Annotated in this window: 16 protein-coding genes, 1 rRNA gene and 1 pseudogene (1 of these 18 cut by a window edge); 13 read left to right on the plus strand and 5 right to left on the minus strand. The window is 35.1% G+C overall.

Features of this window, described 5'->3' with window-relative positions; translation table 11 throughout:
- The 5 genes from HMPREF1528_RS03495 to purE form a co-directional block, all read right to left on the minus strand.
- Positions 1-225: ribosomal RNA gene (locus HMPREF1528_RS03495) — 16S ribosomal RNA — on the minus strand; it reaches 1293 nt to the left of the window's first position.
- 332 nt (positions 226-557) lie between these two features.
- On the minus strand, positions 558-1547 hold the full coding sequence (locus tag HMPREF1528_RS03500; protein ID WP_016478651.1) for an aspartate-semialdehyde dehydrogenase: 990 nt from the start codon (positions 1545-1547) through the stop codon (positions 558-560).
- A gap of 19 nt (positions 1548-1566) precedes the next feature.
- Positions 1567-3495, minus strand: a complete 1929-nt coding sequence (locus HMPREF1528_RS03505) for a LysM peptidoglycan-binding domain-containing protein (RefSeq protein WP_016478652.1) — start codon at positions 3493-3495, stop codon at positions 1567-1569.
- A 59-nt stretch (positions 3496-3554) separates the two neighbouring features.
- Positions 3555-5102 carry a glutamine-hydrolyzing GMP synthase gene (gene guaA / locus HMPREF1528_RS03510; protein ID WP_016478653.1) on the minus strand — a complete coding sequence of 516 codons (1548 nt, stop codon included), beginning with the start codon at positions 5100-5102 and terminating at the stop codon, positions 3555-3557.
- Positions 5095-5580 carry a 5-(carboxyamino)imidazole ribonucleotide mutase gene (purE, locus tag HMPREF1528_RS03515; protein ID WP_016478654.1) on the minus strand — a complete coding sequence of 162 codons (486 nt, stop codon included), beginning with the start codon at positions 5578-5580 and terminating at the stop codon, positions 5095-5097. Before purE ends, guaA begins: the two co-directional genes overlap by 8 nt.
- A 913-nt stretch (positions 5581-6493) precedes the next feature.
- Here purE and clpB point away from each other — a divergent pair.
- The 13 genes and pseudogenes from clpB (at position 6494) to HMPREF1528_RS03575 (ending at position 21767) form a co-directional block, all read left to right on the plus strand.
- The gene (gene clpB, locus HMPREF1528_RS03520) at positions 6494-9088 is read left to right on the plus strand and encodes an ATP-dependent chaperone ClpB (protein WP_016478655.1); all 2595 of its coding nucleotides are present in this window, start codon (positions 6494-6496) and stop codon (positions 9086-9088) included.
- A 106-nt stretch (positions 9089-9194) separates the two neighbouring features.
- Positions 9195-11099, plus strand: coding sequence for a molecular chaperone DnaK (dnaK, locus tag HMPREF1528_RS03525; protein ID WP_034567873.1), 1905 nt, complete (start codon positions 9195-9197; stop codon positions 11097-11099).
- Positions 11100-11294: 195 nt separating this feature from the next.
- The gene (locus HMPREF1528_RS03530; RefSeq protein ID WP_009411836.1) at positions 11295-11867 is read left to right on the plus strand and encodes a helix-turn-helix transcriptional regulator; all 573 of its coding nucleotides are present in this window, start codon (positions 11295-11297) and stop codon (positions 11865-11867) included.
- Positions 11864-13096: a tyrosine-type recombinase/integrase gene (locus tag HMPREF1528_RS03535; RefSeq protein WP_016478657.1), complete on the plus strand. Its 1233-nt coding sequence runs from the start codon at positions 11864-11866 to the stop codon at positions 13094-13096. The genes HMPREF1528_RS03530 and HMPREF1528_RS03535 overlap by 4 nt, the downstream gene beginning before the upstream one ends.
- Positions 13097-13106: 10 nt before the next feature.
- A complete protein-coding gene (locus tag HMPREF1528_RS03540) occupies positions 13107-13883 on the plus strand; it encodes a hypothetical protein (protein WP_016478658.1) in 777 nt (258 codons plus the stop codon).
- Between the two features lie 135 nt (positions 13884-14018).
- Positions 14019-14356: pseudogene (locus HMPREF1528_RS03545) on the plus strand (helix-turn-helix domain-containing protein).
- Positions 14357-14380: 24 nt separating this feature from the next.
- Positions 14381-15610 carry a primase-helicase family protein gene (locus HMPREF1528_RS03550; protein WP_016478660.1) on the plus strand — a complete coding sequence of 410 codons (1230 nt, stop codon included), beginning with the start codon at positions 14381-14383 and terminating at the stop codon, positions 15608-15610.
- Between the two features lie 220 nt (positions 15611-15830).
- Positions 15831-16679, plus strand: a complete 849-nt coding sequence (locus HMPREF1528_RS03555) for a toprim domain-containing protein (protein WP_016478661.1) — start codon at positions 15831-15833, stop codon at positions 16677-16679.
- A 109-nt stretch (positions 16680-16788) separates the two neighbouring features.
- On the plus strand, positions 16789-16935 hold the full coding sequence (locus HMPREF1528_RS12880) for a hypothetical protein (RefSeq protein WP_016478662.1): 147 nt from the start codon (positions 16789-16791) through the stop codon (positions 16933-16935).
- Between the two features lie 37 nt (positions 16936-16972).
- A complete protein-coding gene (locus tag HMPREF1528_RS13185) occupies positions 16973-17239 on the plus strand; it encodes a hypothetical protein (RefSeq protein ID WP_410492503.1) in 267 nt (88 codons plus the stop codon).
- Complete coding sequence (locus HMPREF1528_RS03565) at positions 17232-18020, plus strand: relaxase/mobilization nuclease domain-containing protein (protein ID WP_016478663.1); 789 nt, start codon at positions 17232-17234, stop codon at positions 18018-18020. The genes HMPREF1528_RS13185 and HMPREF1528_RS03565 overlap by 8 nt, the downstream gene beginning before the upstream one ends.
- 145 nt (positions 18021-18165) lie before the next feature.
- Complete coding sequence (locus tag HMPREF1528_RS03570; RefSeq protein WP_016478664.1) at positions 18166-18639, plus strand: hypothetical protein; 474 nt, start codon at positions 18166-18168, stop codon at positions 18637-18639.
- A 41-nt stretch (positions 18640-18680) separates the two neighbouring features.
- A complete protein-coding gene (locus HMPREF1528_RS03575) occupies positions 18681-21767 on the plus strand; it encodes a type I restriction endonuclease subunit R (protein ID WP_016478665.1) in 3087 nt (1028 codons plus the stop codon).
- Positions 21768-21774: the final 7 nt, after the last annotated feature.

Raw genomic sequence — 21774 nt, forward strand, 5'->3', positions numbered from 1 at the left:
CATCTTTCACCACCGTAGCTTTAATATAAAAACGATGCCGTCCCTATATACTATGGGGTATTAATCCAAATTTCTTCGGGCTATCCCCCAGTGAAAGGCAGATTGTATACGCGTTACGCACCCGTACGCCGGTCTCAGTTACCCGAAAGTAACTTCCCCCTCGACTTGCATGTGTTAGGCCTGCCGCTAGCGTTCATCCTGAGCCAGGATCAAACTCTTCATCGTTAAATTCTTTTATATCTTCTAACCGATCTTCAAGTTATTGACTTCAGGTTTCACTCAATCCTTTAAATCTTCTTTGTGCTGTACAACATTATGTCAAGGTACGTGTTGTTTCTTCTACTCCAGAGGCACTACTCTCCTCTTTTGCGGGTGCAAAGGTACACCTTTTATCTTTACCTCCAAAATTTTTATACATTTTTTTTGAAGAAAATTTTTAATAATTTGATAAGTGATTGATTACTAACTTTATAAATTTTCAATATTTTATTTTTTTATTATCAATATAACACTTCTTTATATTTTCTAAGCATTAATACTTTTCAAATACATCATTACTACAACAGTTTATGTGCGATGAGATACTCAGCAATCTGTATGGTATTAGTAGCAGCTCCTTTGCGTAGGTTATCAGCTACTACCCATAAGTTAAGAGTATTAGGTTGTGACTCGTCACGACGGATACGCCCTACAAATACGTCATCTTTTCCGTGAGCGTACAGTGGCATAGGGTAAGTATTCGTATCAGTATTATCCTGCACCTTAATCCCAGGCGATTGTACTAAGAGCGCACGCACTTCATCAATATTAAAATCCTTTTTCAATTCTACATTCACCGCTTCACTATGTCCGCCTACTACCGGTATGCGCACCGCTGTAGCTGTTATTGCAATACTGTCGTCTCGGAGTATCTTTTTAGTTTCACGCACCAATTTCATTTCTTCCTTGGTATAACCATTATCTTCAAACACGTCACAATGAGGAATCACATTGCGGTGTATTGGGTAATGATAAGCCATCTCGCCTTTTTCTCCTTTGTATTCGTTTTCTAACTGGCGTACGGCTTTCACTCCTGTACCTGTAATCGATTGGTAAGTAGAGACTACCACACGCTTGATACCGTATTTCTTTTGTAAAGGAGCTAAAGCTACGAGCATCTGTATCGTAGAACAATTAGGGTTTGCAATAATCTTATCGTCTTTCGTAAGCACATCGGCATTGATTTCAGGGATTACCAATTTTTTAGTATCGTCCATACGCCACGCCGATGAGTTATCTACCACTGTTGTCCCTACTTGGGCAAACTTAGGTGCCCATTCTTTAGAGACGGTAGCTCCTGCTGAAAAAAGAGCTAAATCGGGTTTGAGCGATACGGCTTGTTGTAAGCCTATCACAGTATATTCAGTTCCTTGAAAAGTAATTTTCTTCCCTACTGACTTCTCTGATGCTACGGGAATTAATTCAGTTACAGGAAATTTGTGTTCTGCAAGTACTTCTAACATCACGTTACCTACCATTCCGGTAACGCCTACTACTGCTACTCTCATTTTTAATTATAATTTTGTTTTATTTTAATTCTTTTACTTCCATATTGTCATACTGTACAATATATACGCCTTGGTTTTCATAGCCACCTCCCTTATAAGCATTTTTTAGGTAGGCAAATTTATTCTCTAAGTAAGAAGTCTCTCCTATACGTGTATTGGCACTGGTAAGATTGCCCGATACTCCCAAACGCAATACAGCATCCATAGTAAGGTCAAACCCGCGAACAGCATACTTATTAGGTAGAATACCATAAGTCTTTAAATATCGCGCAGAAAAACTATCTGTACCATTAGAATATTTATTTACAGTAGGATAAGTAAAGCGTAAATCGGATAGCTGGTTGTTAGAAAGGTTATTAGAATCGTATACTGAACCTCTATCCACAGTCGCCAACATAATCTTAGGGAAGGTGTTGTTCCTTTTAGATTTAAGCGCATTGTGCAACAAACGCACTGCCATCGACACGTAACCTATATCATTCGACTGTAATAACACTACATTTTCCTTGTTGTAGTTTAGAGCATTAACAAATCCATTAGCCGACATTTCGGTTACTACCTTAGCATTAGGGAATGAACGCTCTAATTTCTCACGCAAAGAACTATTCTTGCTATCAGCTAAGATAATCATATTCTCATCTGAATAGTTTTTGTTCAGATAGTCAATCATTTGTGCTTGCAACACCTCATCGTTCGGTAAGGTCTGATACACATTAGGATTGAGAGTTATATTCTTATTAGATAAAGGAGCTAATAATATCGTATTGTTACTTGTAACCAATGATGCCAAAGTATTAAACGATTTAGTGGTAAAAGGACCTATTACTACTTGTGAGTTCTGTACTGAGGCGTTAGAAGCTATCTTCTTTAAGTCTCCTTCACTATCGTATACATTCACTTTAAACTTATATCCCATTTTTTGAAGAGAGTCCAAAGCTATTAGAGCTCCTGAATAGAAATCGGTAGCCACAGGAGTTAGTTTATTTTCAGTAAGTCTAGATTTTATAATAGCGATTTGTCCAGTGCTGACATCCGATAGTTTAAAGGGTAAAATATAAGATATCTCCTTCACATTGGCTGGTGAAGATGCTGAACGCAAGGTATTGTTAGAATTCTGAAAGTTGTAGTTTGCTGTATTATTCTGTGAAGCACTCTTATAGTGTTCGTAATTCTCTTTGGGTATCCATATTTGAGCATCGCTTTTCAATCCATCTTTAAGACTAGGATTTAGTTTCACAAGTTCAGCTTCCGATAAACCGAACTTGCGTTCTAAGCTGTAAAATCCTTCCCCTCTCTCCACAAGATAAAGCACCACTTCTTTCTTAGTATTAGGGCGAGCTGGTGGTTCAGGCTCTGTACTATCGGTAGAAGAGGCTGGCACCCAGATTTCTTGCCCTTCTCTTATACTATTAGGGTTGAAACCTTTTTCGTTTTTGTTCAGCTTTTCCAATTCCTCTACACTCACATTGTGATTTTTAGCAATGCGCCAAAGTGTTTCTTGTGGTTTTACTACGTACCGCTTTTGTCCTTGTACGCTTTTTTGTACCATTTCAGCTGTTTTGCTAAATAGCGGAATAGTAATACGCTCACCCTCTTGTAACTCTCTTATATAGAGGTCTAAATTATAACGCTTTAAATCATCAATAGTGATGTTGTATTTTTGCGACAGACCAAAGAAAGTCTCACCTCCTTTTACCAAGTGAGTCGTAAACCCTACAGGACGTTGGGTATTGTAATGCTTCACTTTACTGATAGGAATATTGATAGTCATTCCCTTTTGTACTCCATCTTTAAGCCCTGGGTTGAGTTTTAAGATGTCAGCAGGCGAAAAGCGATAGGTCTTAGCTATATTTTCAATACTTTCATAGTTATTTGCTGTGTACGTTTGCGGTTGTGCATAGGCAACTCCTAAGCACAATAACAAAGCTAATGTAAAAAGTTGTTTCATAATATTGTCTTATGATTTATTTTTTTAGTGTTAATTGATAATTCTAAATTGTTTATTGTCTATTCCCATTCTATCGTGGCAGGCGGTTTACTGCTGATATCGTACACCACACGGTTTACGCCTTTCACCTTATTGATAATATCGTTAGACACTTTTTGCAGAAATTTATAAGGTAAGTCTACCCAATCTGCCGTCATACCGTCTATGCTTTCCACAGCGCGCAAGGCTACCACACGCTCGTAGGTACGTTCGTCTCCCATTACTCCCACACTGTTGATAGGCAGTAAAATAGCCCCTGCTTGCCACACTTTGTCGTATAGGTTGTTTTCTTTCAGTGCGTTGATGAATATAGCATCTACTTCTTGTAAAATAGTTACCTTTTCGGCAGTGATATCTCCCAAAATGCGGATAGCCAATCCAGGTCCCGGAAAAGGGTGTCTGCCTAATAGTTCATCACTGATGCCCAAACTGCGTCCTACTCTTCGCACTTCATCTTTGAAGAGCATACGCAAAGGCTCTACTACTTTCAATTTCATATAGTCGGGTAAGCCTCCTACGTTATGATGTGATTTGATAGTCGCTGAAGGTCCCTTTACTGATAGTGATTCAATCACATCAGGATAGATAGTGCCTTGTGCCAACCATTGAGCATCGGTAATTTTATGAGCCTCATCATCAAACACTTCAATAAAAACACGCCCTATGGTTTTGCGTTTCTCTTCGGGGTCGGTTTTACCTGCTAAGGCAGTAAGGAAACGCGCTGAGGCATCTACACCCTTCACATTCAGTCCCATACCCTCATATTGTTTCAGTACGTTTTCGAACTCGTTTTTGCGCAAGAGTCCATTATTTACAAAAATACAATGTAATTGCTTGCCAATCGCTTTGTTAAGTAATACAGCAGCTACCGTAGAGTCTACTCCTCCCGATAAGCCTAATATCACTTTCTCATTACCTACTTGTGCTTTTAGCTGGGCAACCGTCATCTCTACAAAGTTGTCGGACGTCCAATTAGGGATAAGTTTCGCTATTTTGAAAAGGAAGTTAGCTAATAGCTTCATTCCATCAACTGAGTGGGTCACTTCGGGGTGAAACTGAATTGCGTAGGTTTCTTCTCCTTCTATGCGATAAGCAGCGTTCACTACATCAGGAGTGCTCGCCAAACAAACCGCCCCAGTAGGCAATTGTTTGATAGTGTCACTATGGCTCATCCACACTACACTTCCTTCTGCAATCCCTTCAAAAAGAGGTTCATTAGGCTTAATATAGGTAAGGTGAGCACGCCCGTACTCTCGTATGTTCGAAGGGGCTACTTCACCACCGCCAAAGTGTGCCAAATACTGCGCTCCGTAACATACTGCCAAAAGAGGCATTTTACCTTTCAGTGCTGATAGGTCTGGGTGCAAGGCTTCTGCACTACGCACCGAATAAGGCGAACCTGAGAGTATCACTGCCGAGAAGTCTTCTAAGTTCTCAGGCAAATGGTTGTAGGGGTGCATTTCGCAATACACGTTCAATTCGCGCACACGGCGTGCAATAAGTTGGGTGTATTGCGAGCCAAAGTCTAATAATAAAAGACGTGAGCCCTGAAAAGTATCTTTATTCATCGTCAAGGGTTGCTGCGGCAGTAAGCACCGCTTGTTTCAAATTTTCTTTATAATCAATCATTTTTTGCAAGAGCTCAGCGTCGGCACTTGCCAATATTTGCACGGCTAATAAACCTGCGTTCTTAGCAGCATTTAAAGCTACGGTAGCCACAGGCACTCCGCCAGGCATTTGTAAGATAGAAAGGATAGAATCCCAACCGTCAATAGAGTTACTGCTTTTCACCGGCACACCTATCACAGGCAAAGGCGACATCGAGGCAACCATACCAGGTAAATGAGCTGCACCTCCTGCTCCCGCAATAATTACCTGAATGCCTTTTTTATGAGCGTTCTTACTGAACTCCATCAGCTTTTCAGGCGTGCGATGCGCCGACACGATGTCTACCACAGTTGTGATACCAAAGGACTTGAGGATATCAATAGCGTCCTGCATCACAGGCAAATCACTCTTGCTTCCCATTACCACAGCTACTTTCATTTTGTCTATATTTTGGTGCAAAGGTACAAAAAAATATCAATTCACAATATAAAGGCTTTATATTTTGTTTCCCCGTGCTACTTCCCTGCAACCTTGTCATTCGCCATTCGCAACTCGTCATTAATTTGGTATCATTAGTATTTTGGGTATTGTAATATTAAATTTGTCTTTGCGCTTTCTGCAAATACGCCTTGTCTTTTAGTCTAATAGCTATCTATATTTTTTCCTCTTGAAGTATGCTTATTTTTCTATTTACCTTTGCTCATCTCACATTTTTGTATCGCCACACTATTCTTTTAAAAAGATTACTTCTTTCTCTTATTTTCGTTTTTCTTCTACTTTAAATCCGCTCAAATCTCTTTTTTCTACTCATTCTTAACCCCTCATTATTAACTACTTATACACCCTTTCTATATCTATCTTCCAAGATTCGTATAAGCTTCCTATAAGCTCTCTATAAGCTACCACCACCCTCTCAACAGCTACTTTACCTCTTGTTTTTTACCTTTCACCTAAATTTTCTCTTCCGAATCTCTCCGTTATCTTCCGAAACCTCCAACCTGCCAAGTAACTTTTTTCATTCCACCTCATATTTTCGGTAAGTGTTTTGGAGCAGATGCACTATTTACTTTTTAGCTTCAAAAATAGATAGGAATCAGTACCTACCCGTTAATGAACAGAGATTTAATTACTAACTGACACTTTGTCATTTGTTACACATTTCTAATCAAGTAGTTATTATTAAATAATAATCAGATTGTTAATTATTTTTAGATTCCTATTTAATATTACATTTGGTATAAAAAACCTTTTAAAAAACTGTCTTTTTGTCAGTTAAAAGCTGTTGGCACAACTCTTGCCCTATTGGGAGTGAACAAATCATAAAATGTTGAACACACTAAATTGAAAATATATGAATTTTAATAACTTTACTATCAAAGCGCAAGAAGCGGTACAAACCGCTCAGCAAATTGCCCAGCAGTACGGGCACCAGGAATTGCAAAACGAACATTTCTTCAAAGCTATTGAGCAAGTAGATGAGAACGTATTGCCTTTCCTATTCAAAAAATTGAATATCAACCGCGAGCAACTAAATAAACAGTTGGATGCAGCCTTACAAGGTTTTGCAAAAGTAAGCGGTGGCGATATGGGGCTCTCACGCGAAGCAAGCACTATGCTCAACGAGGCTGCTAACATCGCTAAAAAATGGAACGACGAATATGTATCCTTAGAACACCTTATATTGGCTATCTTCAAATCAAACAGTAAAATCGCCCAAGCCCTCAAAAACCAAGGCGTGAGTGAAAAAGAGTTGGAGAAAGCCATTCAAGAATTGCGCAAAGGCGAACGCGTAACTTCGGCTTCAGCTGAAGATACTTACAATTCGCTCAACAAATACGCCAAAAACCTCAATCAGTTAGCTGATAGCGGGAAACTCGACCCTGTGATTGGTCGTGATGAGGAAATACGTCGTGTATTGCAAATTCTTTCACGCCGTACCAAGAACAACCCTATGTTGGTGGGTGAACCTGGGGTAGGTAAAACGGCTATAGCCGAAGGCTTAGCGCACCGTATTGTGAAAGGTGACGTACCTGAAAACCTAAAAGACAAGGTGATTTACTCCCTTGATATGGGTGCCCTTATCGCAGGTGCGAAGTACAAAGGTGAGTTTGAAGAACGACTCAAATCGGTAGTGAAAGAGGTTACCTCATCCGATGGCAATATCATTCTGTTTATAGATGAAATTCACACCCTTGTGGGAGCAGGAGGAGGCGAAGGTGCTATGGACGCTGCTAATATATTAAAACCTGCCTTAGCTCGTGGTGAACTCCGTGCCATTGGTGCCACTACTCTCGACGAATACCAAAAGTACTTTGAGAAAGACAAAGCTCTCGAACGTCGTTTTCAAAAGGTAATGGTAGACGAACCTGATACCGAGAGTGCTATCTCAATATTGCGTGGTATCAAAGAAAAATACGAAACTCACCACAAAGTACGTATCAAAGACGAGGCGATTATCGCAGCAGTAGAACTTTCTGAACGCTATATTACTAATCGTTTCTTACCCGATAAGGCAATAGACCTAATGGACGAGGCAGCTGCCAAGCTCCGTATGGAAATCAATTCTAAACCCGAAGAGTTAGACGTACTCGACCGTAAGATAATGCAACTCGAAATAGAAATTGAGGCTATCAAACGTGAGAAAGACGAAGATAAGCTCAAAATGTTATATGTAGATTTGGCAAATCTTAAAGAAGAACGTAACGCTATCAATGCTAAATGGCAGAGTGAAAAAAGCGTAATTGATGAAGTGCAAACCACTAAGGAAGCTATTGAGAAATACCGTTTGGAAGCCGATAGAGCTGAACGTGAAGGCGACTACGGTAAAGTAGCCGAATTGCGCTATGGCAAAATCAAAGAAGCGGAAGACAAGTTAGTAGAATTGCAAAAGAATTTAGACAGCAAGTCACACGAAAATGCTCTTGTAAAAGAAGAAGTAACCGCCGAAGACATCGCTGAAGTAGTCGCAAAATGGACAGGTATACCTGTAGCTAAAATGTTACAAGGCGAACGCGAAAAACTCTTAAACTTAGAAAAAGAATTGCATCGTCGTGTAGTAGGTCAAGAAGAAGCCATCGAGGCAGTTTCCGATGCCATACGCCGTAGTCGTGCTGGTTTGCAAGACCCACGTCGTCCTATAGGTTCTTTTCTTTTCTTAGGAACTACGGGGGTAGGTAAAACCGAACTTGCCAAAGCCTTAGCCGAGTATCTATTCGACGATGAAAATGCAATGACGCGTATCGATATGAGCGAATACCAAGAGAAACACGCTGTGAGCCGATTAGTAGGTGCGCCTCCAGGATATGTGGGTTATGACGAAGGTGGTCAGCTTACTGAAGCTGTGCGTCGTCGTCCCTATTCCGTAATACTTTTAGACGAAATCGAAAAAGCTCACCCCGATACATTCAACATCTTGTTGCAAGTACTCGACGAAGGTAGGCTTACTGACAACAAAGGTCGTACCGCCGACTTTAAGAATACGATTATCATTATGACCTCCAATATGGGTAGCCATATCATTCAGGAAACTTTTGAAAAGTATCCTAAGGATACCGAGCGCGCTATCGACGAGTCACGTGACGAGGTGTTACAACTCCTCAAACAAACTGTACGTCCTGAGTTTTTGAACCGTATAGACGACATTATAATGTTCACACCGCTCAACGCCAAGGATATCCGTAGCATTGTGCGTTTGCAATTGCAATCAGTGTTCCGTATGGTTGTCAAAGAAGGCATCTTGCTCGATGCTACCGATGAGGCTATTGATTACTTAGCACAAAAAGGTTTTGACCCTCAGTTTGGTGCTCGTCCAGTGAAACGTATCATTCAGAAAGAAGTGCTTAACAAGCTTTCTAAAGAAATTTTGAGTGGCACAGTACAACGTGATGCTGTCATCTTATTAGATGCTTTTGATAACCAATTGGTATTTAGAAATAGTCAAAAATGACAATTTGTCAGTTTTTAGTCCTTTGGCACAGTGATTGACTGCAACTAACTGCGTAAGCGTAAGGCTTACAAAAATAATGTTGAACTTAAAAAACGATAATATTAATATGAGTAAGATTATAGGTATTGACTTAGGAACCACAAACTCTTGTGTTTCTGTAATGGAAGGTAATGACCCCGTGGTGATTACCAATGCCGAAGGTAAACGCACAACCCCTTCAGTGGTAGCTTTTACCGAAGGTGGCGAAATAAAAGTAGGTGATGCTGCCAAACGTCAGGCGGTTACTAACCCTAAAAACACGATATATTCTATCAAGCGTTTTATGGGTAACAAGTTTTCTGAATTAGAAAAAGAAATCGCTCGTGTACCTTATAAAGTAGTACGTGGCGACAACGATACTCCTCGTGTGGACATAGATGGACGTTTGTATACTCCACAAGAAATCTCAGCTATGATTCTTCAAAAGATGAAGAAAACTGCAGAAGACTTCTTAGGACAACCCGTAACAAGCGCGGTAATTACTGTACCAGCTTACTTTAACGACGCTCAACGTCAAGCTACTAAAGAAGCAGGTGAAATCGCAGGCTTAAAAGTAGAACGTATCATCAACGAACCTACTGCCGCTGCATTGGCTTATGGCTTGGATAAAGACCATAGCGACCATAAGATTGTTGTATTCGACTTTGGTGGTGGTACTCACGATGTGTCTATCTTGGAACTTGGCGACGGCGTGTTTGAAGTACTCGCTACTGATGGTGATACCCACTTAGGAGGTGATGATGTAGATGAAAAAATCATCAACTGGTTGGCTGAAGAGTTTGAAAAAGAAGAACAAATCGACCTTCGTAAAGACCCTATGGCATTGCAACGTCTTAAAGAAGCTGCTGAAAAGGCTAAGATTGAACTTTCTTCAACTACTGAAACCGAAATCAATTTGCCTTATATCACTGCTACAGCTTCAGGTCCTAAACACTTGGTGCGTAAGCTCAGCCGTGCTAAATTTGAACAACTTATCGACGACCTAGTAAAACGTACTATTGAGCCTTGCAAAAAAGCGTTGGAAAATGCTGGTCTCAGCGTAAGTGATATCAACGAAGTAATCTTAGTAGGTGGTTCTACTCGTATTCCTGCCGTACAAGAAGCCGTTGAAAAATTCTTTGGCAAAAAACCTAATAAGAGCGTAAACCCTGATGAGGTAGTAGCCATTGGAGCCGCTATTCAAGGGGGGGTACTTACTGGTGATGTGAAAGATGTATTGCTTTTGGACGTTACTCCTCTTTCTTTGGGTATCGAAACTATGGGAGGTGTGATGACTAAACTGATAGAAGCCAATACCACTATCCCTACTAAGAAATCGCAAGTGTTCTCAACTGCTGCCGACAATCAACCGAGTGTGGAAATTCACGTATTGCAAGGTGAAAGACCTATGGCAAACGACAACAAAACTATCGGTCGTTTTCACTTAGATAACATTCCGCCTGCCCCACGTGGCGTACCACAAATTGAGGTTACCTTCGATATCGATGCTAACGGTATCATCAACGTATCGGCGACTGATAAAGGTACAGGCAAGTCTCACAATATCCGTATAGAAGCATCTTCTGGACTTTCAAAAGAAGATATCGAGAAGATGAAACGCGAAGCCGAAGCCAATGCCGAAGCTGATAAGAAAGCCAAAGAAAAAGTAGATAAGCTCAACGAAGCTGATGCGATGATATTCCAAACTGAAAAACAACTCAAAGAGTTTGGCGATAAAATCCCAGCCGACAAGAAAGGCGCTATCGAGACTGCTCTTAGCGAACTTAAAACAGCCTACGATAGCAAAGACCTCAGCTCTATTGAGACTGCTTTGGGCAAAATAAATACTGCTTGGCAACAAGCCTCTGAGGACATCTACAAAGCCCAACAGGGAGGTGGTAGCTCCACCGCACAAGAGCAACCTAACACTGGTGGGGCACAAGACGTCAATACAGACAACGTTCAAGACGTAGATTTCGAAGAAGTAAAATAGAGATTAGTTATTAACAACTAATAAATATCAAAAACCACTATAAACTAAGTGTTTATAGTGGTTTTTATATTTTTCAATTAATCAAAAATATTTGTTTTTCTCATTTTTTAATCATAATTTTGTACCATATTTGTATCGGGTCTTAATTTACTACAATGTGGTTCTTAAAACGCTTATGATTCTTAATAGTATAAAATGGGATTTAGTAAACTGAAAATACCAAAGGTTTGTGAACAATGTCAGAAACCATTTGAGGCAAAAACAATAACTACTCGTTTTTGCTCGCATTCATGTGCGGATAAAAATAGGAAAGAACAAAAAAAGCGAGAGCTGGAATTACAGAAAAAAGAAAAAGTTTTAGAAAAATATGCAGATAAGATTGCTATTCTGCAACATAGAGAATTAATTTCTGTAAGTGAGGCAGTTGTTTTATTTGGAATTTCAAAAAGTTCTATTCATAGATTGATTAAGCGAAATGTCATTTGTAGTGTGAATTTGGGAGAACGACTTACGAGAATAAATAAAACAGAATTAGAAAAACTTTTATCTCCAATTATTATAAATGAAAATGATAAACAAGAAAAAGAACTTCCTAAAAAATATAAAAAAGAAGATTGCTATACGCTTTCGCAAGTGAGTGAAAAGTTTGCAGCAAATCCTTCGACAGTAAATAGCATCATAGAAAGATTTAATATTCCTAAGGAAAAAATAGGGAAATTTGTATATGTTCCAAAGGTTGAAATTGATAAAATATTTATTAGACAATGAAAGTAAAACCCACAAAATGTACAGTAAGACTTCGTAAGGCAGAATTTAAGAAAGAATGGTATGTTTACGTGGAGTCTTACCCTGTTTATGAAGCAAATGAAGAAACACCTAAAAGAGTCAAAGAATATCTCAATAGAAGTGTTAGTTCTGTAGTTTTTGACAAAACTCGCTCAGCAAAAACTGATGATAAAGGAAATGTCTCCTATAAACCCAAACGAGATGAAAATGGAGTAATCATTTGTAAAAGTGATTTGGATAAAGAGACAATGTTATTTGCGGATGCAATTCGTAGAAAATTACAAAAAGAATATGATGAGCAAATTTTATTAGGAGATAATCAACAATTAAAACAGAAAGAATTATTAGAAGAAAATTTTATTTCATATTGTGAAGAGCTATTGAAGAAAAAACATAAGAATAGTTCAGACTCCATTCGTGTAAATTGGAAAAGGGTAATAGGATTTCTAAAATTGTTTTCAGGAGAAGAAGTGAAATTTGCACAAGTTGATATGAAATTTTCAGAAGATTTTAGAAATTTCTTATTATCAGTACCTTGTGGAGGAAATAAAAAGGGAACTATCTCTGTCAATACATCGGCAACATATTTTTCTATTTTCAAAGCTATTCTAAAACAAGCTTTTATTGATGGATATTTTTTATCAGATTTATCAGGAAAAATAAAAGGTATTGCCGATAGAGAGTCAAGAAGAGAGTATCTCTCAGAAGAAGAATTAAATATTTTAGCAAAGACACCTTGTGATAATGATATTTTAAAACGAGCTTCACTTTTCTCTGCTCTCACAGGATTAAGACTCTCAGATATTCAAAGGTTAAAATGGAAAGAAATCATAGAAGATAATGACAAAATAGAACTCCACTTTACTCAGAAGAAAACCAAAGGAGTAGAATATAAACCCATTTCAAAACAAGCCTTGAAATTATGTGGAGAGAGAAGAGACCTAGATGATTTGGTTTTTGAGAATTTGCCTGATCCTGCTTGGATTTCTCGCCCTTTGAAAAAGTGGATTGCAAGAGCAGGTATTCACAAGAATATTACTTTTCACTGTTTTAGACACACATTTGCAACCTTGCAATTAGCTAACGGTACAGACATTTATACTGTAAGCAAAATGCTAGGGCATACAAATGTAAAAACAACTCAAGTATATGCAAAAGTAATTGATGAAAATAAAATGAAAGCAGCAGAAGTTATTAAGTTGAATTTTTAATTGTAAAACTATGAATATGATACAAGAAAGATATTTAATTTGGGGATCAAGAGAATTAGCGATTATTATAGTTACGTTAATAGAGATAATAATACCTTTTATGATGAAATTTGAAGTTTATGAAACTAAAACGATTGTTACAATGATTATGATTACAATTATATTGTTAGTAGTTTTTATTTATTGTAATCTTCAGTTACTTCTGATGGAAATTTCATACTTTATTAAAAATAAAATAAACTCTAAAAAAGTTATAAATATTAATACATTACTTCATAAAACAAAAGATACTATTCCAGCTAATATTATCCCTGCTAATACAGTTTTTCATGATAGTATCCCTGTAAATAGGGCTTCTTCAGATATAATTAATGATAATATAAATGATGTTAGCATAAGAAAAGCACAAAACAAAAAACACAAATTTAATATTGCTAAAGAATATATAACAGAAACTTTTTCTCCATATTGTTCAAATGAAGAAATTGAAAATATTTGTGCTGCTATAATAGATTATTCTAAAGGGGAGACTGATTTTTCAAAATATCCATCAGTAGAAATTAAGGTACTAAATAATCTTGATTTATATCACTTCGCTTGGAGTATTTGGAATCACTTTAGAGTTGGGAAACAAGATATGATTGTCAAACTCTTGAAAGTAATTTTTGCGACAAAATTATCAGATGTTGATGTGAAAACAATAAAAAGCCATTTGAAAGACGATGAAAACAAAGGAATAGTTAAAATCAAAGAAGATTTATCTAATCCCGATGAGCAAAAAAAATAATAAAAAAGAGTGTTTTTATTGTGATTTTTCTGTGATTCTCTTGTGATTTCTATGTTTTTGTGTGTTTTGTGTGTTTTTCTTATCACAAAGAAAACACTTATTAAGTTTGCACCGTGATTTTAAAATATCAAAATTATGAACGCAAACGAAATTTCATTTGAAAATCTGCCTAAAGCAGTTGCTTTTCTATCTCATCAGATAGAAGAATTAAAGACTATTGTAAAAAATAAAGATACAATAGAAATCAATAACAAGAAGAATCCTATAAGTATAGATCAGGCCTGCACAATCATAAAAAAGGCTAAACTACAGTCTATACTTTAGTGAGAAAGCGACAAATTCCACATTACAAAAATGGAAAAAAGCTCTATTTCTATGAAGATGAACTTTTGGATTGGATTGCTCAAGGAAAAAGAAAGACAATTCAAGAAATAGATGAAATAGCCCATAAAACTGAAAAAAGGTTCAAGTAATTTTAACATAAAAATGTATCAATATTGGAAGAATTACTTATACCTTACATTCGTGTGGGCACTACCTATTACGAAATTATAGAACGTCCACAAATCTCTGGCGACAAAATCACTTCACTCGTTAAGTGGTCAAGGGAAACTATTATCCAAGATCACGGCAAGAGATATGTCTATGACATACCGAAATATGATGGGTTTTGCTGTATTCCCAATCATTTGAAATATCAAAAAACAATTAGAAACTTCTACAATATTTATAATGAAATCCCTTATCAGCCAAGCGTTTCAGAGGTTTCGATAAATGATATTCCATTTTCCATTTCTTTTATTCAACATATTTTTGGAAATCAAGTAGACTTAGGTCTAGATTATCTGAAGATTTTACTGGAAAATCCTACTCAAATTCTTCCTGTTTTATGTTTGGTAAGCAAGGAAAGAGCTACAGGGAAAACCACTTTTCTAAAATGGATGAAAGAAATTTTTGGAAGAAATATGACTTACATCAAGGGAGATTCTTTTAATAGTCGATTTAATTCTGATTGGGCTTCAATGCTGATTATAGCCATTGATGAAGTGTTTTTCGACCGAAAAGAAATCACCGAACGGCTAAAATATCTCTCCACTACTAATAAAGACAAGTTGGAAAATAAAGGCAAAGACAGAGAGGAAATTGACTTTTTTGGAAAATTTATTCTTTGTTCTAATAATGAAGAAAATTTCATACAAATTGATGAGAATGAAATTCGTTTTTGGGTCTTAAAAATTAATCCTATAAGGCTTGAAAATACTGAGTTTCTTCAAAATTTAATTACAGAAATTCCTTTGTTTTTAAGTTTTTTAATTCATCGGAAATTCCATTCAGAAAAGAAAAGTAGAATGTGGTTTGCTCCCGAAGAAATAAAAACTAAAGCACTTCAGAAACTTATTCTCAAAAATTCAAATAAGTTGGAATGTAAGATGATAGAGCTTCTTTATGAGTTTTTTGAATCAAATGAGGAAACAGAAATAGAAGTTGTCCCTCAGGATATTTTGAATATGCTCAATAGAATGTTCCGCCAGCTGCATTATTCCCGAAATGATGTGAGAAATATACTGAAAGAAAAATGGAATTTGGAACCCCAAAAAAATGGATTAACCTACACCCGTTATGATATTGACTATTCAGGAAATTTCTATCAGAACAATTCTGTGGGAAGGTACTTCAAAATTTCCAAAAATTTTATTCTTGAAAAATACGTTGATTTGTTGAATTAAATCTCAAATCATTGAAAAACAATTAAAATTTCATTCAACAAAATATTCAACAAATTTTAAATCCTTGAATTTTGTTGAACTATTGTTGAATAATCATAAACCTATTTTGTTGAATTGTTGAGTTTTTGTTGAGTGTATAAAGAACACTTGATAAGATGGTTATATTCTTTTTTCAACAATTCAACGAAAAAACAAATATATTAAACCCAGATAATAACATATGAATTGTAAGCAAGCAAATACTCAGATATCTATTAGAAATGTTTTAGAAAGTTTTTCTCTTTTCCCAAGCAAAGATAATTCTAAGGCAGCATTTTATTTTGCTTTCGATAGAGAAGAAAAAACACCCAGTCTGTTTGTCAATTTTGTAAAAAATATTGCTTTTGACTTCGGAACGGGAAAGAAATACGATATAGTCTCATTGGTTCAGGGCATCAAACTATGTTCTGTATCTCAAGCCTTAGAATATTTGTCTCAATTTGATTTTTCTTTTAAGGAGCAAATGTACAATATAACTAAGGATGAAAGTAAATATGAAATATTATCTATTTCAGAGGTTAAACACAACGCCTTAATTCAATATTTAAAAGAAAGAAGAATTGAAAATAACATTCACTTGCTTAAAGAAATCTATTATAAAATATCTAATAAAAAATATTTTGGAATTGGTTTCAAAAATGATGCTAATGGTTATGAAGTAAGGAATAAATATTCAAAAATTTGTATTGGGAGAAAAAACATTACTACAATGAAAAATAATTCAAGCTGCCTTCGGATTTTTGAAGGATTTATGGATTATCTTTCTTTTAAACAAATGGAAAAAGCTCTCAAAAAAGCACTATCAGATTATGTGATTTTGAATTCTGTTACAATGATTTTTAAACTTGAAAAAATCATTAAAAGTTATGAGAAAATAGAATTATATTTTGATAATGATGAGGCAGGAAATAGGGCAACAAATGAAGTTAAACGATTAAATCCTTATGTTGAAGATAATAGAATTTTATATCAAAACTACAAAGATTTAAATGATTTTATAATGGGCAAATTCTTTTTGCTACAATATTAGTGCAAAAAGTACCCATTGTTTACAAAAAGCGTGGGGCTTAATGTAAAATGGAACTTTTTGTTTTTTTCCTATCGTCAAAAACATTTTAAAAACGCTAATAAATAAAAGAATGGAGCAAGATTTTTTAACGAATTTCATAACAAAGATTCAACAAGAGCAAGAACAAAAAGATGCAGAAGAAAAAAGGAAAAATTATTTCAAAACTATTGGTAAAAAAGGCGGTTTAGCCAAGAAAAAAATCTACTCTTTTTTCTAAAACAATTTCTGCAAAACTCACTGAAAAAGAATTTGAAATTCTCAGAACAAAAGCAGAAAAACTAAACCTCAAAATCTCTAAATATGTTCGATTAGTTTTAACGGAAAAAGAATTGAAAGTCAATGAATTTAAAACCGATGAAGTGCTTTTATCTTATGGGAATAACTTTAATAGAATTAAGAATCTATTGCGAAATCGTGAGTTTTCAAGTTTAGAGAATAAGGCTGAGATTATGAGAGAGATAGAAGGAGTTACTAAATTAATTTACAATTATTTATACCAAAATAGAGTACGAGATGAATAATTCTGCAACAACAAGACGAATTTCCAAAATCGCTTTACAATACAATGGAAATGATAAAGGCACAGCTGAAATGGTATATTCCAGCAATTTGTTATCCTATACTGCTGAAAATCAATTCCAAGAGATGAAATCGGTAGCTGACCGAAATAAGAATGTAAAAAATTGGGCTTTAACGGGGTATATTTCTCCCGAGAGAAGTGAAGAAAATGAAATCTCTAATGAAGTTTTGGTAGATATTACCCTGAAAGCTCTACAAAAAGTTGGTGTTACAAAAGACAATCAAATTCGACTAGATATTCATAATTCTACAAAACACAAACATATTCATTTTATAGTCAATAGAGTGAATACACATAGAAAAAACACAATAAAAGCTCATAAAATAGGAGAATTATTTGGACAAGCTGTAAGGGAGATTTGTAAGGAAATGAATCTTAAAACTGATGTAGAAATCAGTAAAGAAAAGAAAGAGAAAATACTTGAAAATCTACAGAAATCTCTGAAAAAAGCCTTTAACTTTGATGAATTGATTAGTGAAATGGATAAATTGGGTTACAAAGTAATACTGTCAGAAAATGTAAAAGTAGGCGTTTCGGGAATGCGGATTGTAAAACTTTCTGATATTAATACAGAAACAAAAAGGGAATATTTAGCAGGATATAAACTCTCTGAAATTACTAATAAACTTAAAATGAAAGAAATTAAAGAGATTCTGGAACTAAATAGTTCAATTCTAAAAAGAGAAAAAGAAGAAATAAACAGACCAAGAAGAAGGTTTTAAACTAAATGTAAATTTTAAAGAATATGAATGCAGAAAAACAAGAAATGGATAATGGTTTAGAATTACTAAACAAAGTCATAAAGAGCAATGAGGATAACATAGAAAACTAACAGATGTAGTTTTTGTTTATCAAGATATTTTAAATTTGGTTGGGGAGTTTGAAAGCTCAGCTAATTCACTAAATCATAGAATAAATAATTTTGAAACTTCATTTAAAGACATTTCTAAACAAATTGAAAGCACTACAAAATTTATTCCTAAGAGTATTAAAACAGATTTATCTGAAAATACACTTTCAAGATTAGAACATTTTGAGAAGAAATCTAAGTCATTAAAATATTTATTGATAGGTAGTTTTAGTTGTTTTGGAATAGCAATTATTGTAATGTTTTTATCATTTTATTTTTCTAAGCAATGGTATGATACAAGTATAAAGACCAAAGAAGAAATTAGAAGCCAAATTTTTAAAGAAATGAGAGCAGAAGGCAAAGAGTTTTATGATATAGAAGTATTTAATCGATTGAAAATGAATACAGAAATTATCAATAAATGGATTGAGAGAAATCCAAAACAAGGAAACAATTTTTTAAAATTTAAGGAAGGGTATGAAGCGAAGTAAAAAAATCGTATATTTGCGCCATCTAACAACAGAGAATTATTATGTATTTCAATGAAGATTCACGCGTAAAAATCCCAGCCCTTTTGCATTTAGCAAGGCTTGATTATGAATATATCCCACGAAATCAACATTCTAATCGTATTGAGAAAAATAATGTTTTCCCAATAATATTCAGAGATGGGATTAAAAATATTAATCCTAATATATCTGATGATGAGGTAAATAAACTTTTGGAAGAGATTAGTGTTTCCTTAGAATTTGATGATTTAGGAAGAGATTTTTATCAGCGTTTGACTTCTTCTAGTGGAATTAAACTAATTGATTTCGAAAATTTTGAAAAAAACTTATTCCATTTTACTACTGAATTAGTTTATAAAAGTGGAGAAGAGGAATTTCGTCCAGATATTACAATCTTAATTAATGGAATGCCTTTGGCTTTTGTGGAGGTTAAGAAACCCAATAACCGAGAAGGAATTATAGCTGAACGCAATCGAATGAATCGTCGTTTTGGGGCAAAACATTTTAAAACTTTTGCCAACATTACACAATTGATGATTTTTTCTAATAATATGGAATATGAAGATGGTATAATAGAGCCTATTATGGGGGTATTTTACAGTACTTCGGCATATGGAAATCTTCATTTTAATTATTTCCGTGAAGAAGAAATATTAGATTTGACGCACATTTTAAAACCTGAAAATGAAGAGTTTGAGAATTTTCTATTAAAGGATAATAATATTGCTGAAATTAAATATTCTCCTGAATTTATCAAGAATAAGGACTATAATTCACCTACACATCGGGTTCTTACTTCGTTATTTCATAAGAAAAGATTGGCTTTTTTGCTCAAATATGGAATAGCTTATGTGCGTGAGGAAAACAAAGACACAGCACAGCAGGAATGGCAAAAGCACATAATGCGTTACCCACAGATTTTTGCAACATTCGCTATTGAAAAAAAACTTAATGAAGGCATTAAAAAGGGAATAATTTGGCATACACAAGGCTCTGGAAAAACAGCCTTGGCATATTATAATGTGCAGTTTCTGACAGATTATTTTCAGAAAAAGGGCGTTATTCCTAAATTTTATTTCGTGGTGGATAGATTAGATTTAGCTGATCAAGCGCAGTCAGAATTTGCTAAACGGGGATTAGAAGTGAAACGAGTAAATTCTCGACAAGATTTTGTGGAAAATATGAAATCTACAAGTGTGGTAATGGGTAGTTCTGGAGGAGCCGAAATTTCGGTAGTTAATATTCAAAAATTTAGTGAAGATAGTGTTTCAGAAGAAAAAGCAGATTATGATGTAAATATCCAGCGCATTTATTTTGTAGATGAAGCACATAGGAGTTTTAATCCTAAAGGAGATTATTTTCTAAATCTTTTAAAATCAGATAAAAACGCTATAAAAATAGCTCTTACAGGAACACCTTTGCTGAAAGAGGTAGCTAAAAACTATGATTCCAAGACGCTTTTTGGAGATTATATACATAAATATTACTATAATAAATCCATTGCTGATGGCTATACACTTCGTCTTATTCGCGAAGAAATAAATACCGAGTACAAGATGAAGATGCAGGAGGTAATGGAACAAATATCGGTAAAAGCAGGCGAGATTTCTAAAAGTAAAATTTTCGCTCATGAAAAATTTACAGCTCCAATGTTGGATTATATTGTAAATGATTTGACAGAATTCAGACAAAAAAACGCAGATGAATCTCTCGGAGCAATGGTAGTGTGTGACACTTCAGAACAAGCCAAAGAATTATATAAACAGTTTAAAGAAAAATATGCCAAAGAAAATTCTGAGCAAGACGATAGTGAGCTATGTGGAAAAGCGAGATTTATCCCTACAAAAGTATCACTAATCCTGCATGATGTAAATGATAAAGTTACGCGGGAAAGCGAAATCAAAGATTTTAAAATTGGGAAAATCGACATTTTATTTGTTTATAATATGTTGCTCACGGGCTTTGATGCTAAAAGGTTGAAAAAATTGTATTTGGCTCGTGTGGTAAAAGACCACAATCTGTTACAAACTCTCACAAGGGTAAATCGTCCATATAAAAATTATAAATATGGATTTGTAGTAGATTTTGCGGATATCTCAGCTCAATTTGAAAAAGCAAATTATAATTATTTAGAGGAATTGAAGGCTGAGTTGGGTGATGAAATGGAACATTATTCTAATCTTTTCAAAACTAGAGCGGAAATAGAAAATGAAATAGCCGAAATCAAAGAAACCCTCTTCCATTACGATACAACAAATAGAGAAAATTTCAGTAATCAAATTACTGAAATCAATGATAAAAAGCGTCTTTCAGAACTTTTAAAGCAACTCATCAATGCCAAGGAACTCCGAAATATTATTCGTTTGCAAGGCGAAGAAGATTTGCTGAAAAATGCAGATTTTTCTCTCTGGCATGATTTTCTAAAAATAGTTTCAGCTCGAATGGAGATGTTGAAATATACCGAAAGTATCAACGAAGGTGAAACCATTTCTAATTTGCTAAATGTAGCGCTTGAAGATATTTATTTTCAGTTTGTAAAAATATCCGAAAGCGAACTAAAAATAGCTGATGAATTGCAACAAAAACTCCGCAGAACACGAGAGGAAATGCAATTGAATTTTGACCCAAAAGACCCACAATTTGTGTCGCTTAAGGAGGAATTAGAACGCATTTTTAGAAGTAGAAACCTAAACGAAACTACACAAGAAGGAATGCAGGAACATATCAGAATTTTAGATAAAATCTATGATGAAGTAAAAGAAATAAACCGGAAAAACACTCTGCTAAAAGAAAAATATAAAAACGATGAACGCTATGTTCGTGTGCATAAAGATTTGAAAAACAATCAATTTAAAGATAAAAAAGAAAGTCAAATCTACGAAGCCCTTTTAGCAACAAAAGAAAATGTAGATGATATTGTTCTTAGAAATAGTCAAATTATTAATAATAGAGAATTCTTTGCCAATGATATTATGCAAAAAATCATTATCCATTTTATGGACTCTTATAAATTAATAAAAGAAGAAGATGAAAAAGCTTATGAGGGAGTGCAGAACATTAGCAATCTTATCATATCAGAATATCAACAAGGGTGGCAATCATGGAGATAAATTTAAA

Origin of the sequence: Capnocytophaga sp. oral taxon 336 str. F0502 (assembly GCF_000411575.1) — a bacterium.
Classification (GTDB): domain Bacteria; phylum Bacteroidota; class Bacteroidia; order Flavobacteriales; family Flavobacteriaceae; genus Capnocytophaga; species Capnocytophaga ochracea.

What these genes read in the sequence shown, in the direction of transcription:
- HMPREF1528_RS03500 (WP_016478651.1), bottom strand. Translation starts at nt 1,547, where the DNA reads ATGAGAGTAGCAGTAGTAGGCGTTACCGGAATGGTAGGTAACGTGATG.
- HMPREF1528_RS03505 (WP_016478652.1), bottom strand. Translation starts at nt 3,495, where the DNA reads ATGAAACAACTTTTTACATTAGCTTTGTTATTGTGCTTAGGAGTTGCC.
- guaA (WP_016478653.1), bottom strand. Translation starts at nt 5,102, where the DNA reads ATGAATAAAGATACTTTTCAGGGCTCACGTCTTTTATTATTAGACTTT.
- purE (WP_016478654.1), bottom strand. Translation starts at nt 5,580, where the DNA reads ATGAAAGTAGCTGTGGTAATGGGAAGCAAGAGTGATTTGCCTGTGATG.
- clpB (WP_016478655.1), top strand. Translation starts at nt 6,494, where the DNA reads ATGAATTTTAATAACTTTACTATCAAAGCGCAAGAAGCGGTACAAACC.
- dnaK (WP_034567873.1), top strand. Translation starts at nt 9,195, where the DNA reads ATGAGTAAGATTATAGGTATTGACTTAGGAACCACAAACTCTTGTGTT.
- HMPREF1528_RS03530 (WP_009411836.1), top strand. Translation starts at nt 11,295, where the DNA reads ATGGGATTTAGTAAACTGAAAATACCAAAGGTTTGTGAACAATGTCAG.
- HMPREF1528_RS03535 (WP_016478657.1), top strand. Translation starts at nt 11,864, where the DNA reads ATGAAAGTAAAACCCACAAAATGTACAGTAAGACTTCGTAAGGCAGAA.
- HMPREF1528_RS03540 (WP_016478658.1), top strand. Translation starts at nt 13,107, where the DNA reads ATGAATATGATACAAGAAAGATATTTAATTTGGGGATCAAGAGAATTA.
- HMPREF1528_RS03555 (WP_016478661.1), top strand. Translation starts at nt 15,831, where the DNA reads ATGAATTGTAAGCAAGCAAATACTCAGATATCTATTAGAAATGTTTTA.
- HMPREF1528_RS12880 (WP_016478662.1), top strand. Translation starts at nt 16,789, where the DNA reads ATGGAGCAAGATTTTTTAACGAATTTCATAACAAAGATTCAACAAGAG.
- HMPREF1528_RS03565 (WP_016478663.1), top strand. Translation starts at nt 17,232, where the DNA reads ATGAATAATTCTGCAACAACAAGACGAATTTCCAAAATCGCTTTACAA.
- HMPREF1528_RS03575 (WP_016478665.1), top strand. Translation starts at nt 18,681, where the DNA reads ATGTATTTCAATGAAGATTCACGCGTAAAAATCCCAGCCCTTTTGCAT.